General features: G+C 54.1%; 19 protein-coding genes and 1 tRNA gene. 10 read left to right on the forward strand and 10 right to left on the reverse strand.

Features of this window, described 5'->3' with window-relative positions:
- The first annotated feature begins 29 nt into the window (after positions 1 to 29).
- From AC1MEK_RS28965 to AC1MEK_RS28985, 5 genes are all read left to right on the forward strand, one after another.
- Positions 30 to 1,550, forward strand: a complete 1,521-nt coding sequence (locus AC1MEK_RS28965; protein ID WP_480399685.1) for a DUF6538 domain-containing protein — start codon at positions 30 to 32, stop codon at positions 1,548 to 1,550.
- Between the two features lie 1,487 nt (positions 1,551 to 3,037).
- Positions 3,038 to 3,199, forward strand: coding sequence for a hypothetical protein (locus tag AC1MEK_RS28970; RefSeq protein WP_480399686.1), 162 nt, complete (start codon positions 3,038 to 3,040; stop codon positions 3,197 to 3,199).
- A 210-nt stretch (positions 3,200 to 3,409) separates the two neighbouring features.
- Complete coding sequence (locus AC1MEK_RS28975) at positions 3,410 to 4,657, forward strand: primase-helicase family protein (protein WP_480399687.1); 1,248 nt, start codon at positions 3,410 to 3,412, stop codon at positions 4,655 to 4,657.
- A gap of 301 nt (positions 4,658 to 4,958) precedes the next feature.
- A complete protein-coding gene (locus tag AC1MEK_RS28980; protein WP_480399688.1) occupies positions 4,959 to 5,429 on the forward strand; it encodes a hypothetical protein in 471 nt (156 codons plus the stop codon).
- Positions 5,429 to 5,710, forward strand: coding sequence for a hypothetical protein (locus tag AC1MEK_RS28985; RefSeq protein WP_480399689.1), 282 nt, complete (start codon positions 5,429 to 5,431; stop codon positions 5,708 to 5,710). Before AC1MEK_RS28980 ends, AC1MEK_RS28985 begins: the two co-directional genes overlap by 1 nt.
- A gap of 412 nt (positions 5,711 to 6,122) precedes the next feature.
- Here AC1MEK_RS28985 and AC1MEK_RS28990 read toward each other — a convergent pair whose 3' ends face one another.
- Positions 6,123 to 7,736, reverse strand: coding sequence for a restriction endonuclease (locus AC1MEK_RS28990; protein WP_480399690.1), 1,614 nt, complete (start codon positions 7,734 to 7,736; stop codon positions 6,123 to 6,125).
- Positions 7,737 to 8,013: 277 nt separating this feature from the next.
- Between AC1MEK_RS28990 and AC1MEK_RS28995 the strand changes: the two genes are divergently transcribed.
- Positions 8,014 to 8,643: a recombinase family protein gene (locus tag AC1MEK_RS28995; protein ID WP_480399691.1), complete on the forward strand. Its 630-nt coding sequence runs from the start codon at positions 8,014 to 8,016 to the stop codon at positions 8,641 to 8,643.
- Between the two features lie 325 nt (positions 8,644 to 8,968).
- Here AC1MEK_RS28995 and AC1MEK_RS29000 read toward each other — a convergent pair whose 3' ends face one another.
- Complete coding sequence (locus AC1MEK_RS29000; RefSeq protein ID WP_480399692.1) at positions 8,969 to 9,262, reverse strand: hypothetical protein; 294 nt, start codon at positions 9,260 to 9,262, stop codon at positions 8,969 to 8,971.
- Positions 9,263 to 9,578: 316 nt separating this feature from the next.
- Here AC1MEK_RS29000 and AC1MEK_RS29005 point away from each other — a divergent pair, with 316 nt between their 5' ends.
- On the forward strand, positions 9,579 to 9,770 hold the full coding sequence (locus AC1MEK_RS29005; protein ID WP_480399693.1) for a DUF1508 domain-containing protein: 192 nt from the start codon (positions 9,579 to 9,581) through the stop codon (positions 9,768 to 9,770).
- 84 nt (positions 9,771 to 9,854) lie between these two features.
- Here the strand turns inward: AC1MEK_RS29005 and AC1MEK_RS29010 are convergent.
- From AC1MEK_RS29010 to dapA, 5 genes are all read right to left on the reverse strand, one after another.
- Positions 9,855 to 9,944, reverse strand: a tRNA-Ser gene (locus AC1MEK_RS29010).
- Positions 9,945 to 10,037: 93 nt separating this feature from the next.
- Complete coding sequence (purC, locus tag AC1MEK_RS29015) at positions 10,038 to 10,751, reverse strand: phosphoribosylaminoimidazolesuccinocarboxamide synthase (protein ID WP_480399694.1); 714 nt, start codon at positions 10,749 to 10,751, stop codon at positions 10,038 to 10,040.
- Between the two features lie 57 nt (positions 10,752 to 10,808).
- Positions 10,809 to 11,567 carry an MBL fold metallo-hydrolase gene (locus AC1MEK_RS29020; RefSeq protein WP_480399695.1) on the reverse strand — a complete coding sequence of 253 codons (759 nt, stop codon included), beginning with the start codon at positions 11,565 to 11,567 and terminating at the stop codon, positions 10,809 to 10,811.
- Positions 11,568 to 12,683, reverse strand: a complete 1,116-nt coding sequence (bamC, locus tag AC1MEK_RS29025) for an outer membrane protein assembly factor BamC (protein WP_480399696.1) — start codon at positions 12,681 to 12,683, stop codon at positions 11,568 to 11,570.
- A gap of 17 nt (positions 12,684 to 12,700) precedes the next feature.
- The gene (dapA, locus tag AC1MEK_RS29030) at positions 12,701 to 13,579 is read right to left on the reverse strand and encodes a 4-hydroxy-tetrahydrodipicolinate synthase (RefSeq protein WP_480399697.1); all 879 of its coding nucleotides are present in this window, start codon (positions 13,577 to 13,579) and stop codon (positions 12,701 to 12,703) included.
- A gap of 326 nt (positions 13,580 to 13,905) precedes the next feature.
- On the opposite strand from dapA, the gene AC1MEK_RS29035 reads away from it, so the two are divergent.
- On the forward strand, positions 13,906 to 14,469 hold the full coding sequence (locus tag AC1MEK_RS29035) for a glycine cleavage system transcriptional repressor (protein ID WP_480399698.1): 564 nt from the start codon (positions 13,906 to 13,908) through the stop codon (positions 14,467 to 14,469).
- Positions 14,470 to 14,479: 10 nt separating this feature from the next.
- Positions 14,480 to 14,953 carry a peroxiredoxin gene (locus AC1MEK_RS29040; RefSeq protein ID WP_480399699.1) on the forward strand — a complete coding sequence of 158 codons (474 nt, stop codon included), beginning with the start codon at positions 14,480 to 14,482 and terminating at the stop codon, positions 14,951 to 14,953.
- 43 nt (positions 14,954 to 14,996) lie between these two features.
- Here the strand turns inward: AC1MEK_RS29040 and AC1MEK_RS29045 are convergent, their stop codons facing one another.
- Both AC1MEK_RS29045 and AC1MEK_RS29050 read right to left on the reverse strand, forming a co-directional pair.
- Positions 14,997 to 16,067: an AI-2E family transporter gene (locus AC1MEK_RS29045; RefSeq protein ID WP_480399700.1), complete on the reverse strand. Its 1,071-nt coding sequence runs from the start codon at positions 16,065 to 16,067 to the stop codon at positions 14,997 to 14,999.
- Positions 16,068 to 16,101: 34 nt separating this feature from the next.
- On the reverse strand, positions 16,102 to 16,353 hold the full coding sequence (locus tag AC1MEK_RS29050) for a sulfurtransferase TusA family protein (protein ID WP_480399701.1): 252 nt from the start codon (positions 16,351 to 16,353) through the stop codon (positions 16,102 to 16,104).
- A 150-nt stretch (positions 16,354 to 16,503) separates the two neighbouring features.
- Here AC1MEK_RS29050 and AC1MEK_RS29055 point away from each other — a divergent pair, with 150 nt between their 5' ends.
- Positions 16,504 to 17,937 carry a M48 family metalloprotease gene (locus AC1MEK_RS29055; protein ID WP_480399702.1) on the forward strand — a complete coding sequence of 478 codons (1,434 nt, stop codon included), beginning with the start codon at positions 16,504 to 16,506 and terminating at the stop codon, positions 17,935 to 17,937.
- A gap of 95 nt (positions 17,938 to 18,032) precedes the next feature.
- On the opposite strand, the gene nadA is transcribed toward AC1MEK_RS29055, so the two are convergent.
- Positions 18,033 to 19,091 (reverse strand): quinolinate synthase NadA, encoded by a 1,059-nt coding sequence (nadA, locus tag AC1MEK_RS29060; protein WP_480399703.1) that lies wholly within the window; start codon positions 19,089 to 19,091, stop codon positions 18,033 to 18,035.
- Between the last annotated feature and the right edge of the window lie 375 nt (positions 19,092 to 19,466).

Below are 19,466 nucleotides of genomic sequence, written 5' to 3' on the forward strand. Positions count from 1 at the left end.
GCCTTTCCTCCAATGGTTGAGATGGTCTCATGGCTGACAATCTGGTGCAACGCGGTGGGACGTGGCACGTTCGTTTCGACATTCCTAAAGATGTACAGGCAGCGTTCGGCAATCGCAAGATCCTCAGTCAAAGCCTAGGCACAGGTAGCAGGGCTGAAGCTATGCGGCTTCGCTTGTCCTATCTCTCCCAGTGGAAAACGCAGGTAGAGGACATCCGCAATCAGAAACTCGCTACGGGCGATAAATGGCGTGAGAAGCTGGCCTACGAGGCTGTCCTTTCAAAGGACGCCCGCGAGAGAAAAGTAAAGCAAGCATTAGATGGTGTAGGTCAACTCTCCCAGCGTGGTCCTGAGTACATGGAAGGCTTGCTAAAAGCGCTTGAACCGGGATTCGCTGAAAGCATGGCTGACTATATAGCCGCTGGGGTCGAACCTGAGAAAGCTGCGGGCATTATCGAGTCGATTCGCAAAGGATTGGCGACTACAGGCATCGAAAGCGTTGCGCACCATCAGGCGGTGTATGAGGGACTGCGAGATGTACGACTAAAGTACGCCGTACAGGACAATCACCTTTCAAAGTCAGAAGCGAGCGAGGCGCAAGCAATCCTTACAGACCCGTCTACGTTCAAGCCCAAAAGCCCCATCACGAAAGGAATGCTCTTTCAATGGCATAAGCAGCTTGAGCATCAGGTGAAGTCCGAGAAGACAAGGGACAGTCATCTCAGCAGGGTCCAGCGCCTATCTGACTTCATGACCTCTGAGGGCAAGCCCCTTACGTTCGACACCGTGCATGATTTCCTCGAATCCGTATCTGAATCGCGTAAAACCCGTCAGCAGTACCTTTGGAGCGGTAGAGATTTTTGGCAATGGGCGTGCAAATATCACTCAGATTTCCGTGATCGATACGCCAAGGCTCAGTCACCATTCGAAGGCCACACTCTGCCGAAAGTAGGTAAGGCAGCAGGTGAAAGCTACCTCCCGTTCAGTAAGGCGGAAGTCGAATATCTTCACGCGCAGGCAATAGACAGAGGCGATATTCCGCTGGCCCATTTGATAGTGTTCGGAGCATTCACGGGTTGCCGTATAGAGGAGATTGGTAGGCTCAAACCTGAAGACACCATATTTGCCAAAGGTCAGCCTGTAGGATTCAAAATCAACGAGGCCAAAACGGCAGCAGGGGTTCGAGAGGTGCCAATTCACCCTTCCCTGCTTCCCCTGTACGAGCACCTATGTTCCCAGGCATCCGGGAATGACGGGTATCTGTTTGCAGGTGGCAGTAACAAATATGGAATCAGGCTCGACGCTCTATCCAAGCGATTCGGCAGACTGAAGAAACCGAATTTTTCCGAGCTTCACACCTTCCATAGCATTCGAAAGACTGTCGTCACGGAACTACATCAGGCTGGCGTAAAGCTGGAAATCCTTCCCTACCTTGTAGGCCACGAAACCAAAGCGTTCACTCTCGACGTCTACAGCGCTGGGCCAAGCTTCAAGCAGAAAGAAAACGCCATACGTAAGCTGAACTTCAATTTCAGGGAGTCGCTGGCTTGAGTTAAATTACTCGGCCATGAAGCCCCAGTGGATAGCCCTTTAAAGCGACGTTGAAGGGCTATTTGTTGCGGAAAAACATCCTTGGAAACGACAATCTCAGTTTATCCGTGCCCCTCACTTATTTTTCTCACGCGTCTATTGCAGCAACCTAAACGCCTAATACTTTACTTACAATCACCAACTTATACGTATCCATTGATAAAGCTAGACTATAAATAAACTTACCTATATACTTCTAAAGTACCTTGATAAAAAACGCTAAGTTTGTCGGTGAAAACCACTCGGCTTAGCGTTGATGTATGTGCAAGAGGAATGGTATTAGGCACAAGCCGTAGCTCGCAATCTATAATCGGCATACTGGCTCCCGGTAAGGGGAGAATGATAGATAAAAACAGCAGCTTACTCTGATCTGTTTTCTGGCGTGAGAGTCTACCTATGGATTCTTGCGGATTGCCTACATTGCAATCATCTCACCTCGTCTGAATTAGGAAGGGACATTACGTCTTTTCATAGGCCAGTGCAGGTAGGATCAGATATTGAGCCTATAGCGAATCTTATGCAGTGTTAGTCGAAGGACTAACTGGAAACCAAGCGTTATCAAGCGCTTTGTTTCAAACTGTTTGATTGGCTATAGGGTAGCTCTATCTGGTTCTTCCTGAACTGATTAGGAAGTATATAAACACTTATTAAATATATTCGTAGATATGTGACGTTTAAGCATGACCAACGCGTCTAATTAGTACAAATACAAGCATATTAAATATCAAAAAAACAAACCAATTACCATTCGTCTGAATAATACAATTAATTACTCCAGCTAGTTATAAATTAGTTGCAAAAATCGCACTAACTTTGTATAATTAATCAAGGGAAATGAAAATAGCCCCCCCGTATTTAATACCTGCTCCCTTTATACAAACTCTTCAGACTTGCCCGTTTTGGGCCAAAGCTATTTCAGCACTTAAAGTTACACAGTGCTTGAAATGGCTTTTTTATTAACATTTTTTAGTTATTCTAACATCCAACAATAATATGGAAGATATCTCGATGCCCTTAACAATCATTAAAGACTGCATGTGGTGCGGTTGCTTAATGGAGACCAACAGATCTTCAAAAAAACTTTGCTCTCAGGTATGCCATATGCAGTTTCACAGATGGCATCAAAAGCACGAACCTGGACAAGGCCCGAATGTAGGTTTTGCTGTAATACAGAAAGCCTTAGATGAAAACGATCACCCTAATCCTAAACACAATATCCATATCACTACCGAGGAAAATAACGATGAATCAATGCCCAGTATGTAATACCGAGTTTGAACCCACTAACGCAAATCATAAGTACTGCTCTAATCTCTGTGTAGTGCGTGTGTATGGCTCTCGCAAGAAAGTCAGAGAACACATCAACAGCATACTGAAGACATTTAAAACCCCAGAACAAGTAAAGGAGTTCCATCAATCTCTGATGTTGCTAGAAACAGGAGCACACAATGCAAACTAAAATTATTAAAATTGCAATGCCGCTTGACCTCATTGCCCTGCTGGAGGAGGAAGCCACCCAATACGACAGCTTTACTAAGATGATGAACGCAGTTGTAAGACGGTATTTTCTCCATCGCGAACTGAAAGATGAATTTGCCAGACTTAAATAGTTAATGAGCATTCAAGCCCATTTCACAACTCTATCCAAAAAGGAAAATATCCGATGAGAGTACATCTCAATGAACGGTCTTCGTCTGAACTCTTGAAGATCATGCAACATTATGGCAATACCAGCACCAACCATCAACTCAACTTAATGATCAGCGGCCTATATAAAGCACTGTTTGAAAATAAAAACCCATCTATCGAGGTAAACACAAATGACCAACGCAGCAATTCAGAACACTAATACATCTGCCCTCCAAGCGGTCCAGACCCGATTTGTTCGTGTCCCGTCACAAAACTCATATCCACGATTCAGAGACTTGATTACTGGCATCGATCAAGGCGACGCAGGCATCGTCGCCCACTACTACAAACAGCAGGGCGGGAGTGAACATGACGCCGCCTACCTCCTCGGCTGCTTGCCTTGGGCATACGGTGAAGGGTTTGAGCCTAATGGCGAGCCTATGCTGGCTGGTGGACTCATTAACCTGTGGAAGCCTCCACTGATTCAGCCAACAGGCCAAAAGGTCACACGCGAGCAGGTGGCCCCTTTCATTGAGTTCCTGGAGCGCTGGTTCCCTGATGATCTTGAACGTAGGTATTTCGGATGGTGGCTCTCACACGCAGTACGTAAGCCTGAACAACGAATCATTGCGACACCTGTTCTCCGAAGCCAACACGGTGTCGGAAAAGGATTCCTAGTCGAGACACTGCTGTCTGGTCTGCTGGGTCGTTCCTCTGTCTGCGTTTGTGCGTTGAAGGACGTGGTAGGTGACTTCAACGATGTGATTGAAAGCAAGACGCTGGCGCTGATTGATGAAGTTTATAAAAGTAAGAAAAGCACAACAGATGCGCTGAAGAGCTTTCAAGGTAACGCGACAATTCCTCTTCACCGAAAGCATAAACCCACTGTAACAATTGACAATTATCTAAACTTTATTATCACCAGCAACGATCACTTGCCGCTGGTCCTTGAGAAAGGGGACCGTCGCTTTTGGATTCCTGGATTCATCCGCCATAAAGCTTCAGTGGGAGAAACAGCCGACTTCCTTAATGACAAACTCAAACCTTGGTTGATGAATGGCGGTTTCCAGCTAGTCCGTGACTATCTAGAGCAAGTGGATCTAACAAAACATCGGGCAACAGACGCTCCGCCTATGACTGTAAGCAAACAGGAACTCATGGGGTTTTCAACATCCGACAAACTCGAAGAGGTAATATCCTCAACGGTGGAAACCAACAAGGTGCTGACATTGAAATGGGTCAAGACTAGATGTGCAGATGATTTTGAGCACGGGCTTTCAGATATGGCAATTGCTAATGCCCTACTCAACATGGGATGCAAGCAACGGAAGACCAAGCTACAACGCTACTATATAACACCAGTTGGATTTGAATCGGGCCTGTCACTGACCTCTACAGCCAAAGAACTTGAGAGCGAAATGCCGAAAGGTACATTTTAAGGGTGACAGGTAGACGCCTTGGTAGACACCCTTAAGCGGAGGTCGTCTACGCTGCAAAGCTTATAGTTGACGGGGTTCAGCAGCAGGTAGACAGGGTGACAGCCTTACATGACCTTTTTTATAAATGTTAAGGTTAGTCAAGAGAGCGAAGCGAACTTGACGATAGCGTAACGCAGTGTAGCGCGAAGATGCTTCTCCCGCCTTTGCAAAAGGCATCAATTAATACTCAAATGAATTTGCTCACAAGAGCAATCAGCGGGTAACTATTACCCAAATAAAACCATAAGAAGGAAATAATATAATGACCAAACAAAATGTAAGCATCACCGAATTTGTCTTCAATCAAGAAATTCTGGACCAGCGTATCGCACAGGCTGTCTACCACTTCCACCGCAGTCACGCATCAGTGGACCGGGTAAGCAAACCAGCAATCTTGCTGATCCCTGAACTTCAAGAACTATTCGCAGCAGGCCGTAAGCTATCTGAACATTTTCCTCCTGATTCCTTTGGCACGCTCACGGTCTTCCTTGTGAAAGAGAATATTGCCGCGTTGGAAGAGGAAGTGGTGAAAGCAACCACCGAAAAATATCTGGCAGAACTTGAAGCGCTGAAAGAGAAAAACAAACTGTTGCTGGCCGAACAAATCTACCAAGATAAGAAGCGGAAAGAACAAAAGGCTATTGACGCCAAGGAACAAAAGGACCGAGATCAAGCATTGGCAGAAGCAAACACCTACTTCGCTAATCTTTCTTCTGAACAGGGAGTAGCGTAATGCCCATCACTACGGACGTTTTCAATAAACAGCTTGAACGTGCGCTGGCCCGTAATGCTGCCAAGCAGAAGGCACCAGCAACATCAGTGAAGAAACCATCATACGCTGAACCGGCTAAGACTAAACTGTCTGAAGAGGAAATCCAGCAGTATGTTGATATCTTGCTGGAAGCAACGAAACCAGATCCAACATCAAAGCTAGAGCGCCTGATGAATGACAGTGCCGATATCACCCATAAGATTCTTGTGGAAAAGTACAAGGATCATCAACAAGCAGGATAAGTAAAAGCCAGAGAAAGAGGGTCTAATCCGCCCTCTCCATCTCTCTAACCCCGATATATGCTGTATGTTTGACGTCAAATGTTTAACACGATAGCTTTTCGCTCTGCAATAACGAGAAATCACGATTAACACGAAAATAAATTTAATAATCAGCGCGACAATGACGCTGATGACAGTTTCGACACTGATTTTCACCATTCACACGATCAACCTCGATAACGATGCATCCAAGCAGGTGGCCCGGCTGTCAAGCCATATAGATCAGGTGCAGACGATCCAACTGTCACATGCCAGCTACGCCGAACAGAGGTTGAACAGTCTGTCTGAGCGATTAGACACGACCACGAGCAGGCTTGAGGGTCGTATGAGCGTGATTGAAGCCCGTCAACGATTGTCGCCCTTATCTCCAGCTTCAGTCCTCAGGCATGACAATGCGTGCCTCGATGCCAACAGCATCCAGGTAGTGAAGTAAGCCCCCTCCATCTATCAGTTCGATGGGCAATCCTTTTATGAAGTTGAATGCATCAGGTCCATAGCCACTTGTAGTTACCAGAATTCCTTTGTTTGCCCCCTCTTTCATCATTGTGCCAAATAGGTCTCGTACCGCTGACACGCCTACCGTATGCCGGTAACGCTTAGCTTGGATGACGACCTTGCCTCCAATGATGGGTCGGGTGTCAAATGCAACGCAGTCAACTCCACCGTCACGTGTTGACTGGGTTTGTTTTGCATCCAAGCCTAGCTCCTTAAAGAGCTTGGTTATTAACCTTTCAAATTCATAGGGATTCAGATCCATCAGGTTCAGAGCGGTACTGAGAAACGACATATCACCTTCGCCTACGAAGCGACGATCGTTCGTATTGAATTCGATGATTGGCTTTACCGCCTGAAGCTCCGATGCGCTTCGGGAGACATGCGAACCTAGATCACGAACACACAGCCGTGCGTCCACGTGCTCCAGATCGATTGCTTCCAGCTTTTCCTTGGTCGCCCTTGTCGAGATGAGACACGGCCTCACCTTCATACCGGTCGCCCTATCAATGGTGTCTAGGTAGCCATTGAAGCAACACACCTGAATCACGTCGCCAACGTCTGACACAAAGACCTCATACAAGACCTTCAATGCGATTGCGGAAATTAGACGAGTGTAGTCGTCGTCTATATCCTTAGGTTTGCGACGCTTACCCGCAATTCGGTCACTTGCTTTTACATACCGAAAATCACATTCATTTGGGATGACCTCCAAAGCTGGTAGCTCAAAATCCACTATCAATTGTTTGGATGAGCCAGCATAGGTCGCTTTGACCTTCCGCTTCAGCGATTTAGGGTACGGCGACATCTCCAATATCTTTTTGACGTAAGCTCCGACGACGAATTCATCACCAGCAAGATAGTTATCCCTAAGCCTGCTCTGCTTTTGGGTAATCCGTTCATTGTGCTCAAGTGCTTCATCGTATGAGCGCTGAAAATCGGCTTTGACATTCTCAAGCTCTGCTAACCGAGTTTGCTCCGATGCTTCCCAAGCACTCAAAGCATGTTGATACAGATAGGATTGCTCTTCTTCCGCATTCATCAGGCGCGCCACATGACCGGGGTATAGCCTGCTAACCCATTCCGCCCATCGGCTTTGGCGGAAGGTATCTACGCTAGGGCATTCGGACGCCAATGCTAGGTGTGGCGGTATATCGAGTACTGGTAGCGCCAACGGCTCATAAAGCTTATTGAAATCAAGGCTATGATCTGCCTGAAGGCTGTCGTGCAGGACTCTGTCATAGGCTTGAAACACCTGCTCAATACGCCGGTTCTCCGCATCAGCTTGCGCCTCGCGTCGCTTGACGTGCCTTTCCCGCTGTTCCCTTATCGACAGTGCTTGCCTTGGGACGTCAGCCTGCGCCAAGCCTGGAGCGTCCATCTCGAGGGAATCGTGCCTCACGAACGGCCATGGCTTTCTGCCCTTGTACATGCTCCAGAAATCAACGGCGTAATAGCCAATCAACACCACAAGAAACAGATACAAGAATTCCATTTCACGCCGCCTTGCAGATAAGTCTCAGGTTAGATTCTTTGCAGAAGCATATTGCTATCACTATGGCTAGGCATCAAGGGGTGCAAGCCCCACCCAGTCAATTGGCACAACGCCAAGCCCCGAACGGGTTTAGCACACCATCGAAGACTATCGTTTAGGTCTACTTATACGGTAGTCCGATAACCGCTCGTCGTTATCTATCAAAAAGCACTGGTGGATAGCTATCTGATCGTATTATCATTTGTCTATCGAAACGAAAGATAAAGGATAGACTCACATGAACGCCCATCTCTACCTTCGTGCATCAACCAAAGATCAAGACGCCAATCGTGCCAAGGTTGCATTGGAGGCGTTCGCCGCTGACAAAGGACTGACCATCATCGGTGTGTACGCCGAGAACGTTAGTGGCACGAAACTGGATCGTCCCGAATTGATGCGTTTGCTCGATACCGCAAGACCGGGTGAGATCTTGCTTTGCGAATCCGTGGATCGTCTTAGTCGTCTGTCCCAAACAGATTGGGAAACATTGAAATCAGCAATCAAGGCAAAGGGGTTGCGTCTGGTTATCGCTGACCTGCCAACGACACACATGCTGATCGAAGACAAAGGCATCACAGGTCAGATCATGGAAGTGATCAGCAACATGCTGCTGGACCTGATGGCGACCATGGCCCGTCTGGACCAAGAAAAGCGCGTTGAGCGCATCAACCAAGGTTTGGCGAACAAGCGTATTGCTGAAGGCTGGACTCCCCCAGGCAAAGCTAAAAATGCTGACCTATGGGCCAAGGTTCAAATCCTGATGATCAAGCATCCAACAATGGCTGCTGATCAGATTGCTAAGCTCGCAGATTGCGGTGTTGCTACGGTGTATCGCATCAAGCGTGAAATGAGGACTGCTGAAGCATGACATGAATACCTTTAGGCAATTGTTGGAATGTGTCTCTCGCCTTAACATGGCACCAAGCCACCACCAACAATGCAAGGGACGCCATATGGCTCATGAAGTGAAGATCAATCTGCAATCCAAATTAGTGCATCGTCAGGATGTCGAGATTGAAGTCAAAAAGGATGACAGCAAGCTCGGAACGATACTGGTCAGCAAAGGTAACATTGAGTGGGTGCCATCCGGCAACAGCGCAAACAAACGACGACTGACATGGGTAAAGTTTGCTGAGCTAATGGAGACTGAAGGTACACTCCATAGGATGAAGTAACATCCCGATTCCTTGAAATCAGCCCTGCGAGTCAGGGCTGGTTCTTGCAGTTGCCGCTAACCCGTCAGCTCTGAGCTTGTCGCTCAATTCCCACTTCAGCCTGATCACCTCAAGCGCCAGTACATCACGATCCTTAGCGGCCTCTGTGTGCATTCTCACTAACTGATGCACATTCCGCCGTGCCTTGGACAATTCCTTCTGTAGGTCTCCTACTTCACAGGCCAGCATGTGCGCCTGTTGCTTCCAACATTCCAGCGGACTCGGAACACCAAGGTCTTCAAAGCCAGTGCAGTCAATCAGATCGTTATCCATGTCAGCATCACCAAGAGTACAAATGTTCTCCGGCAAGGTTAAACGCCAACACTGGATGAATCAACAGTATTCCGTCAGATCAGCCCCCCTTTGATGAGAATGCTTCTCATATTTGATATTCGTATCAGCCCTGCGCTGTGGGGATGCTGTATGTGCTTGATTGTCCAGAACGCCCGCTGAGGATATTTAGTTTTGGAGGGAGCAGATGCAAGCCGCCAACAAGCGGCACCGTAATGTCGGGGAAGATGATTCACGCAATATTCGCCTATGCTTCATCGGGGACATGGTGTCCATAGGGAAGACAGGAGCGTAAGAAATGGCTGAAGTCACATACCCATGCTACTGGCAGAAGAAAGACAATTCCGGGCAGTGGTACTGGGTTTACTACGCGAGTAATGCGAAGGCGATTGCTCGCAGCAGTGAGAGCTACATCAACAGAACAGACTGCACCCACTCAATCCAGCTACTAAAAAACTCATCAACATCCGAGATTTTCTACAGCGAATAGGACATTTTTTTGGGTAGAAAGGCTGGGTAGAATCAGAAAGTAAAAAGCCCCGTAACTCATTGAATTACAGGGCTTTTCAAATAATGGCGGAGAGATAGGGATTTGAACCCTAGGTACCCGCGAAGGTACAACGGATTTCGAATCCGTCCCGTTCGGCCACTCCGGCATCTCTCCAACGGCGCGCATCATAACAGCTTGTGATTAAAACGCGAATCTTTTTTTCGAAATTTTCGCGTTTTTTCAGATGCTTGCGGCGTTTCTCCCGGTTTAGAGAGGCACGCCCAGACGGTTGGCGACTTCTTCGTAGGCTTCGATGACGCCACCGAGGCCCTGACGGAAGCGGTCCTTGTCCATCTTCTTCATGGTGTCCTTGTCCCACAGGCGGCAGCCGTCCGGGCTGAATTCGTCGCCCAGGACGATGGAGCCGTCGCTGAACACGCCGAATTCCAGTTTGAAGTCGACCAGCAGCAGGCCCGCGTCGTCGAACAGTTTGCTCAGGACGTCATTGACCTTGAGCGACAGTTCTTTCATGCGCGCCAGTTGCTCGGCGGTGCCCCAGCCGAACGCCACGACGTGGGATTCGTTGATGAACGGGTCGCCCTTGGCGTCGTCCTTGAGGAACAGCTCGAAGGTGTACGGGTTGAGCTTCATGCCCTCTTCGACGCCCAGGCGCTTGACCAGGCTGCCGGCGGCGTAGTTGCGCACGACGCACTCGACCGGGATCATGTCGAGCTTCTTGACCAGCACTTCGTTGTCGGCCAGCAGTTTGTCGAACTGGGTCGGGATACCGGCCGCTTCGAGTTTCTGCATGATGAAGGCGTTGAACTTGTTGTTCACCATGCCCTTGCGATCGAGTTGTTCGATGCGCTTGCCGTCGAACGCCGAGGTGTCGTTGCGAAACAGCAGGATCAAGCGGTCAGCGTCGTCGGTCTTGTAAACCGACTTGGCTTTGCCGCGGTAGAGTTCTTCACGTTTTTCCATGATGGGCTCCGCTTGCAAAAGTATCCGGGCCAGATGCCCTTTGAAAATATCGGGACGTCAGGCGATTTCGCGCCAGTCGAGCCCACAATCCTGATCGGCCAATTGTAGCCAGTCCGGGTCGCACCCGAGGGTGTCGACGAAACATTGCCGGGCCAGATGCGGCAGGTTGTTCTTGCTGGAAAGGTGGGCCAGCACCAGGTGCTGCAGGCCTTGCCATCCCAGCTCGCTCACCAGGCTTGCGGCCTGATGGTTGTTCAAATGTCCGAATTGCCCGCCCACCCGCTGTTTCAGGAAGGTCGGGTAATGCCCTCGCGCCAGCAGGTCGCGACAGTGGTTGGACTCGATCATCAACGCATCCAGCCCGCTGTAGCTGGCCAGCACCGTCGGGCAGTACGAGCCCAGGTCGGTCAGCAGGCCAAAGCGGCGACGCCCGTCGTTGAAGACGAACTGCGTCGGCTCCAGCGCATCGTGGGCCACCGAGACCACGTCGATGTTCAGGCTGCCGATCTGCACGCCCTGCCCCGCCACCAGCCGCGTACCGGCCTCGACCGGCTTGCGCATGCCACGCAGGGTGCCGTCGCTCAGGTACACCGGGACATCGTAGCGCCGAGACAGCAAACCCACGCCATGCACATGATCGGCATGTTCGTGGGTTACCAGAATCGCGCTCAGTTGATGACCGCTGACGCCCAGCCTGTTCAGTCGACGTTCGGTTTCCTTGAGGGAAAAACCGCAGTCGACCAGGACATACGTGTCGTTGCTCGCAACCAGCGTGCCGTTCCCCCGGCTGCCGCTGCCAAGAACCGCGAAACGCACTTAGCCGAGGTTGTCTTGAATGACGCTCAACACGCGACGGGCCACATCGGCCGGTGCCACGGTATTGATGTTCTTCTCGACGGTGACCTGAACGTTGTCGCCGACCTTGCTCAGGCGAACCTGATAACGCTCGGCGCGGGCTTCTTTCTGCTCTTTGGTCTCTTCGCTGCCAAACATGCGGGAGAAGAAGCCTGGCTTGTTCTCGGGCTTGTCGGCTTTTTCCGCAAGGTTGATGTAGTACAGCCCCAGGCTGCGGTTGATGTCCTCGACGCGCCAGTCACCCTGGTTCAGCGCACGGCCCACGCTGGACCACGCGCGGTCCAGGTCGGCGCCCAGGTTCAGCACCGGGTTGCCGCTGCCGTCTTCGGACAACGAAACGCGGCTTGGCGTGTCGTAGTCACGCGCGGCCAGCAGGGACACCGAACCGCCTTTCTCGGCAGTACGGCTCAAGGCGGCCAGCATGTCGTCGGTCAGGACCGAGTCCAGGCCGACGTTGGTGCTGCGCGACGGGAACGCCGGCTCGTCGCTGCTGCCCGCCGGGCGCTGGACGCTGACCACGTAGATTTCGCTGGTGTTGCGCTGCACGCCCGGCTCGATGCGAACACGCACGCGGGTTTCAGTGCTGGCGCTGTCGCCTGCCCCGCCCATGCGCTTGGCGACCGCAGCGGACAGTTCATCGACGCGCTGCCAAGTGGTGTTGAATTCACCGGTCTGCGGACGGTCTTCGGCGATGCGGAAACCGTTGTCTTCGAAATACTGGTGCGCCACCGGCCAGACTTCGGCTGGAGCGCGCTGGGCGAGGATCCAGCGGTTGTCGCCGCTCTTCTGCAGCGAGTAATCGCTGGACTCGGCCACCGAGGATAGCGGCTGCGGACGCGGCACGGTGAATTCACCCTTCTGGGTGTCATCGGCGACGTTGCGCGGGATCGGCAGCAGCGGGTCCAGGCGCTTGGACTCCTGGATGCCCTCAGGCAGTTGCATCGGTGGTTTCTGGGTCGCTTCCAGGTAATCGCTGCTGCGATCACGGAAGTAACCGTCCTGTCCGAACAGCCAGCTGCAACCGCTGGTGCTGGAAATGACAAGGGCTAGTGCGGAAAGTCCGGCCAGTCGCTTCATTGCGTAGTGCTTCCTCATTAAACCAGAACGCCGGACTGGCGCAGGGCCTGACGTACCGGCTCGTGGCAGGACTCGCTGAGCCAGGTGAGCGGCAGACGGATACCGTCCGGCATCAAACCCATTTCATGCAAGGCCCATTTCACGGGGATGGGGTTCGATTCGATGAACAGGTTCTTGTTCAGCGGCATCAGTTTTTCGTGGATGGCGCGGGCAGTGACGGCGTCACCGGCCATCGCAGCCTTGCACAGGTCGGCCATCGCCCGCGGAGCGACGTTGGCAGTGACGGAAATGTTGCCCTTGCCACCCAGCAGGATCAGTTCGACGGCAGTCGGATCATCGCCGGAGTACACCAGGAAATCGCTGTCGACGCCGGCCAGGATGTCCTTGGCGCGCTGCAGGTCGCCCGTAGCTTCCTTGATGGCGATGATGTTCTTGATCTTCGACAGGCGGATCACGGTCTCAGCCTTCATGTCGCAGGCGGTGCGGCCTGGCACGTTGTAGAGGATCTGCGGGATGTCGACGGCTTCGGCGATGTGCTTGAAGTGCTGGTACAGGCCTTCCTGGGTCGGCTTGTTGTAGTACGGGGTCACCAGCAGGCAGGCGTCGGCACCGGCGTTCTTGGCGTTGCGGGTCAGCTCGACCGCTTCGTGGGTGGAGTTGGCACCGGTACCGGCGATCACCGGAATGCGGCCCGCGACCTGCTTGACCACGTGGGAGATCACGGCGATGTGCTCGTCGACGTCCAGCGTCGCGGACTCACCTGTGGTACCGACGGCAACGATGGCGTCGGTGCCCTCTTTCAGGTGAAAGTCCACCAGTTTGCTCAGGCTGTCCCAGTCAAGACGACCCTGTGCATCCATAGGTGTGACCAGTGCCACCATACTGCCCGCAATCATGCAAACCGCTCCTGCCGGAAAAAGAGAGCGGTAATGGTACTGGCGCCATCAACCTTGCACAAGCGAAGTACCACGGTTTCAGCCGCCGAGAGCATTCCCCTCGGCGCCGGTTTTCGCTACCCTTCGGTCTTTGATCGGTACCGGTCATCTGCGCAGCTCGTCCGACAGTTCGTTTTCTTCGCCACAAGCCCCGTTCCAGCAGTGTCGCCGCCCAATGAGGCCGGCTGCATGCAGCGCGGGTTCAGGTCCGGATCACGAATCCTGCGGTCATCAGGCATGACGCACCGACCCACCATGTACCGACCGCTCATCGTTTAGGAATCTGCATGTCGTCCATCCCCACAGTTCGCGAACAATTCCTGGTCATCAGTGCCCTTGGCGCCAATCCAATGGAGCTGACCAACGTCCTGTGCCGCGCCAGCCACGAAAACCGCTGCTCGGTGATCAGCTCGCGCCTCACTCGCCACGGCGAATGCAGCGCGCTGGTGCTGCAGGTGTCCGGTAGCTGGGACGCCCTGGCCCGCCTGGAAAGCGGGTTGCCGAACCTGTCCAAGAAACACGCCTTCACCGTCAACGTGGTGCGCAGCGCTTCGCTGGAAAACCGCCCGGAAGCCCTGCCGTACGTGGCCTATGTCAGCTCGGCCTACCGCCCTGACATCATCAACGAGCTGTGCCAGTTCTTCATCGACCACCATGTCGAGCTGGAAAACCTGATCTGCGACACCTATCAGGCGCCTCAGACCGGCGGCACCATGCTCAACGCGACGTTCACTGTGACGCTGCCGGCCGGCACCCAGATCAGCTGGCTGCGCGACCAGTTCCTGGATTTCGCCGACGCCCTCAATCTCGATGCGCTGATCGAACCCTGGCGCCCGCAAGCCCCTATGTAAGGAAAACACCATGGCCGTAGAACTGGACAAACCCGTTGCCGATTTTCAGGTACAGGCCACCAGCGATCAGATGGTTTCGCTGTCTGCGCTAAAGGGTCAGCAGGTCGTGATTTATTTCTATCCCAAGGACAGCACGCCGGGCTGCACTACCGAGGGTCAGGGGTTTCGCGATCACTTCGCTGATTTCAAGGCGGCTAATACCTTGGTGTTCGGCGTGTCGCGCGATGGGCTGAAATCCCACGAGAATTTCAAGGCCAAGCAGGAATTCCCGTTCGAGCTGATTTCCGACAAGGACGAGGCTCTTTGCCAGCTGTTTGACGTGATCAAGCTCAAGAAGCTGTACGGCAAGGAATACATGGGCGTGGACCGCAGCACGTTCCTGATCGACAAGAACGGCGTGCTGCGCAAGGAATGGCGCGGCGTGAAGGTGCCGGGCCATGTGGCGGCGGTGCTGGAAGCGGCTCAGGCGCTGAACAAGGCTTGATCATTGATCGTTCCCACGCTCCGCGTGGGAACGATCATACGCATTACAACAACGGTGCCACCGTCGGCTCATTGCGCGGCCAGGCATCCAGCACCGCCTTGAACAGCGTCGCCAGCGGGATCGCGAAGAAGATTCCCCAGAACCCCCACAACCCGCCAAACAGCAGCACCGCACAGATAATCGCCACCGGGTGCAGGCTCACCGTTTGCGAGAACAGCAGCGGTACCAGTACGTTGCCATCCAGCGTCTGGATGATCCCGTAGACAGCCATCAGGTAGATGAACTGGTCGCTCCAACCCCACTGGAACAGCGCAATGAACGCCACCGGCACGGTCACCACCACCGCGCCCACATAAGGCACGACGACAGAAATCCCCACCAGCATCGCCAGCAGCGCCGAATAGTTGAGCCCCATGGTCACGAAGGCGATGTAGGTCACTGCGCCACAGATAAAGATCTCGATGACTTTTCCGCGGATGTAATTGGCGATCTGGCGGTTCATTTCCTCGGCGACGCGGGTAATCAGCGTACGCTCGCGGGGCAGATAGCCTCTGACCCAGCGACCAATCATCCGACGGTCCTTGAGGAAAAAGAACACGAGGATCGGCACCAGCACCAGATAGATCATCATGTTGACCAGCAGCGGCAGGCTGGACAGCGAGAAGGTCAGTGCCCACTGGCCGAACTTGCCGATTTCGCCGCGCGCCGCTTCGATGGCCTGCAGCACTTGCTCATCGGAGACCAGATGCGGGTAGCGCTCTGGCAGAAGCAGCAGCAGGGACTGCCACTTGGCGAGCATGCCCGGCAGCTCGTTGAACAGGGTGATCATCTGATGCCAGAGCAGCGGCACCAGTACCAGCAGGAACAACGCCAACGCCCCCATGAACAGGGCGAAGACCAGCCCGACCGCGCCGCCTTCGGGCATGCGCAGCCGCTCCAGTTGAACCACCATGCCCTGCATCAGGAACGCCAGCACCAGACCGGCGAGCACAGGGGCCAGCATGCCGCCCAGGGTGAGGACGATGGTGAACGCCAAGACCAGCAGCACCGCCAGCACCACGGCTTCTTCATCCGAGAAGTAGCGCTGCATCCAGTCGCGAAGCACTTTGAACATCAATGATCCTTTTGAAGCGAGGGGTAGGAAACCGTCAGGCCTTGCGTAGCCAATACCGATAGATGCCATCGGACATTTCTTCATGTAACAACGCATGTCCCGCCAGTCTGGCGAAGGTGCGAAAATCCCGTTGCGAACCGGCGTCGGTAGCGGTGACTTTGAGCACCGCGCCGCTGGCCAGACGGTTGAGCTCCATCTTGGCCTTGAGCAGCGGCAACGGGCAGTTCAGGCCACTGGCGTCCAGTTCGGCATCACAGGTTGCAGGACGACCTACAGCGTCAGACATCGTTTCTCTCCGGGTAGACACATCCAATTACACATAATGCGAAAACAGGATGAAGAAGAACATTCTTACAGGTTTTCAAGAATACCCCACTCTGGTCAGCAAGCCATTGAGCCAGCTACAGTAACCCCTTTCTGCCTCAGAGTTTTGTGCATGACTTTTTTGCGCCCCGCACTGCTGACGCTCGCTTGCCTGATGGCAACCCCGACTTTCGCGGATGACCTGCCTTCGCTCGGCGACGCCAGCTCTGCCGTGGTCTCGCCACAACAGGAGCACGACCTGGGCCGTGCCTGGCTGGGGCTGTTGCGTGCGCAGGTTTCGCAACTGTCCGATCCACAGCTCAAGGACTTCGTTGAAACCTCAGTCTATCGCCTGGCCGAAACCAGCCAGGTGCAGGACCGCCGACTGGAGTTCATCCTGATCAACACCCCGGAAATCAACGCCTTCGCGGCGCCCGGCGGGATCATCGGGGTCAACGGCGGGTTGTTCCTGCATGCCGAAACCGAGGGTGAATACGCAGCGGTACTGGCCCACGAACTGGCTCACTTGTCCCAACGGCACTTCGCGCGCGGCGTGCAGGCCCAGCAGCGCATGCAGGTGCCAGTAATGGCAGCCATGCTCGCCGGCATCGTCATGGCCGCTGCGGGTGCGGGTGACGCCGGTATCGCCGCCATCGCCGGCACCCAGGCTGCGGCGATCCAGGAGCAGGCGCGCTTCTCTCGGCAGAACGAGTCCGAGGCGGACCGCATCGGCATCCTCAATCTGGAAAAAGCCGGTTACGATCCACGCAACATGCCGACGATGTTCGAGCGTCTGGCCCGTCAGTATCGCTATGACGCCAAACCGCCAGAATTCCTCATGAGCCACCCGGTCACCGAGTCGCGGATCGCCGACACCCGCAACCGCGCCGAGCAGGCCAAGCCTGGCGGCAAGGAAGACAGCCTGGCCTATCAACTGATGCGCTCGCGGGTGATCCTGATCTACGAAGAAACCCCGGGCGTGGCTGCCAAGCGTTTCCGCGCGCAACTGGCTGAGAATCCGAAGAACGATGCCGCGCGTTATGGCCTGGCATTGGCCCAGACCAAGGCTGGCCAGCTCAATGAAGCCCGGGAAAGTCTGAAACCGCTGCTGGACAAGGCTCCGGACAACATCACTTACAATCTGGCCGCCATCAATCTGGACATCACCAACAATCGTTTCCCGGACGCCCAGCAACGGGTAAACCGGATGCTCGACCTCTATCCGGACGATTACCCGCTCAATCAGGCCAAGGTGGACGTGCTGCTCAAGCAGTCCAAGGCACCGGAAGCGCTGAAGGCCCTTGAGACGATGCTCAAGAGCCGCTCCGACGATCCGGATGTCTGGAATCAGGTGGCGGACGCTCGGGGCCTCTCAGGCAACACGATCGGCTCACATCAGGCCCGCGCCGAGTACTTCGCCCTGATGGGTGACTTCAAACAGGCCGTCCAGCAACTGGAGTTTGCCAAGCGGCGGGCGAACAACAATTTCCAGCTGGCTTCGCGGATCGATGCACGTCAGCAGGAGATCATCGCTCAGGAGCGGGCGGTGAAGGAAATGATGAACTAGAGGCAAATATAAACCCCGTAGCAGCACGACTTGCCGGCGGTTGGGTTCTTCAGGCCGCCACCGCCGGCAAGCCGTGCTGCTACGAAGCGCAGAATTCAGGCATTGCCTGAAAGCTTCATCCGCGCCGCCTGGGTGAAGTCCAGCATGCGCTGCAGCGGGCGCACGGCCTGGGGAATGATCGCCGGGTCAACAAAGATCTCGTTGCTCCCTTCACGCAGGCACTGCAGGGTGCGCGCCAGGGTATTCATCGCCATCCAGGGGCAATGCGCACAGCTGCGGCAGGCCGCTCCGTTACCAGCCGTAGGGGCCTCGATGAAGACCTTGTCCGGGCACAGCTGCTGCATCTTGTAGAAGATCCCGCGATCGGTCGCCACGATGAAGGTCTTGTTCGGCAACGTCTGAGCCGCTTTGATCAACTGGCTGGTGGAACCGATCGCATCGGCCAGGTCGATCACCGACTCGGGCGACTCCGGGTGCACCAGAATCGCGGCATCCGGGTACAGGGCCTTCATGTCTTCGAGCTGGCGCGACTTGAACTCTTCGTGAACGATGCAGGCGCCGTCCCACAGCAACATGTCGGCACCGGTCTGTTTCTGGATGTAGCGCCCCAGGTGCTTGTCCGGCCCCCAGATGATCTTTTCGCCGTTGTCCATCAGGCTTTCGACGATCTCCAGCGCACAGCTCGAGGTGACGACCCAATCCGCCCGGGCCTTCACGGCTGCCGAGGTGTTGGCATACACCACCACAGTGCGCTCAGGGTGCTGATCGCAGAACGCGGTGAACTCATCGACGCCGCAGCCCAGGTCCAGCGAGCAGGTCGCCTCCAAGGTCGGCATGAGGATGCGCTTTTCGGGGGTCAGGATCTTTGCGGTTTCGCCCATGAAGCGCACACCGGCGACCAGCACGGTCTTGGCGGGATGGTTCTTGCCGAAGCGAGCCATTTCCAGCGAGTCCGATACGCAACCGCCGGTTTCCTCTGCCAGCGCCTGAATCACCGGATCGCAGTAAAAGTGTGCAACCAGAACCGCGTCCTGGGCCTTGAGCTCAGCAGCGATCAAACGCCGGTATTCAGCTTCTTCTTCCGGGGTCAGGGTCTTGGGCTGCTTGGCGTCTAAGTGCGCCTGTACCAGAAGGCGTTCGGAAATCTGTGTCATGTTCGCAGGACCTGAATGCGCGCGAGCGCGAACGTCGATTTTACACCTGAACAACAGGCAACAATAAAAGCGGGAAACCCTCACGGTCATGAAGTTTCCGGCCTGGGCGCGCCTCTCCGGGCGCGCATCGATACGCGGCTCGCCTGTGGGCAGGGGCTCGCGCAAAGCGGCGGCGAATGTATCACGTAACGTGTTGAGCGATCACTTACCAACAACAGCCCAGCCCTCCGTAGCAGCACGGCTTGCCGGCGGGACGGTGTGTCTGTGATGAAGAGGTTGCCTGACACGGCCGCTCCCGCCGGCAAGCCGTGCTGCTACGGGGGCAGTATGGTGATCTTTTTGGAAACGCCGAAAATACAAAACCCCAACCGCTTA

This window comes from Pseudomonas sp. 2, assembly GCF_056627435.1.

What these genes read in the sequence shown, in the direction of transcription:
- nadA (WP_480399703.1), bottom strand. Translation starts at nt 19,091, where the DNA reads ATGACACAGATTTCCGAACGCCTTCTGGTACAGGCGCACTTAGACGCC.
- AC1MEK_RS28985 (WP_480399689.1), top strand. Translation starts at nt 5,429, where the DNA reads ATGCCCATCACTACGGACGTTTTCAATAAACAGCTTGAACGTGCGCTG.
- AC1MEK_RS29035 (WP_480399698.1), top strand. Translation starts at nt 13,906, where the DNA reads ATGTCGTCCATCCCCACAGTTCGCGAACAATTCCTGGTCATCAGTGCC.
- AC1MEK_RS29050 (WP_480399701.1), bottom strand. Translation starts at nt 16,353, where the DNA reads ATGTCTGACGCTGTAGGTCGTCCTGCAACCTGTGATGCCGAACTGGAC.
- AC1MEK_RS29045 (WP_480399700.1), bottom strand. Translation starts at nt 16,067, where the DNA reads ATGTTCAAAGTGCTTCGCGACTGGATGCAGCGCTACTTCTCGGATGAA.
- AC1MEK_RS28975 (WP_480399687.1), top strand. Translation starts at nt 3,410, where the DNA reads ATGACCAACGCAGCAATTCAGAACACTAATACATCTGCCCTCCAAGCG.
- AC1MEK_RS29040 (WP_480399699.1), top strand. Translation starts at nt 14,480, where the DNA reads ATGGCCGTAGAACTGGACAAACCCGTTGCCGATTTTCAGGTACAGGCC.
- AC1MEK_RS29005 (WP_480399693.1), top strand. Translation starts at nt 9,579, where the DNA reads ATGGCTGAAGTCACATACCCATGCTACTGGCAGAAGAAAGACAATTCC.
- AC1MEK_RS28980 (WP_480399688.1), top strand. Translation starts at nt 4,959, where the DNA reads ATGACCAAACAAAATGTAAGCATCACCGAATTTGTCTTCAATCAAGAA.
- AC1MEK_RS29000 (WP_480399692.1), bottom strand. Translation starts at nt 9,262, where the DNA reads ATGGATAACGATCTGATTGACTGCACTGGCTTTGAAGACCTTGGTGTT.
- AC1MEK_RS28970 (WP_480399686.1), top strand. Translation starts at nt 3,038, where the DNA reads ATGCAAACTAAAATTATTAAAATTGCAATGCCGCTTGACCTCATTGCC.
- AC1MEK_RS28965 (WP_480399685.1), top strand. Translation starts at nt 30, where the DNA reads ATGGCTGACAATCTGGTGCAACGCGGTGGGACGTGGCACGTTCGTTTC.
- AC1MEK_RS28990 (WP_480399690.1), bottom strand. Translation starts at nt 7,736, where the DNA reads ATGGAATTCTTGTATCTGTTTCTTGTGGTGTTGATTGGCTATTACGCC.
- purC (WP_480399694.1), bottom strand. Translation starts at nt 10,751, where the DNA reads ATGGAAAAACGTGAAGAACTCTACCGCGGCAAAGCCAAGTCGGTTTAC.
- AC1MEK_RS29055 (WP_480399702.1), top strand. Translation starts at nt 16,504, where the DNA reads ATGACTTTTTTGCGCCCCGCACTGCTGACGCTCGCTTGCCTGATGGCA.
- bamC (WP_480399696.1), bottom strand. Translation starts at nt 12,683, where the DNA reads ATGAAGCGACTGGCCGGACTTTCCGCACTAGCCCTTGTCATTTCCAGC.
- dapA (WP_480399697.1), bottom strand. Translation starts at nt 13,579, where the DNA reads ATGATTGCGGGCAGTATGGTGGCACTGGTCACACCTATGGATGCACAG.
- AC1MEK_RS28995 (WP_480399691.1), top strand. Translation starts at nt 8,014, where the DNA reads ATGAACGCCCATCTCTACCTTCGTGCATCAACCAAAGATCAAGACGCC.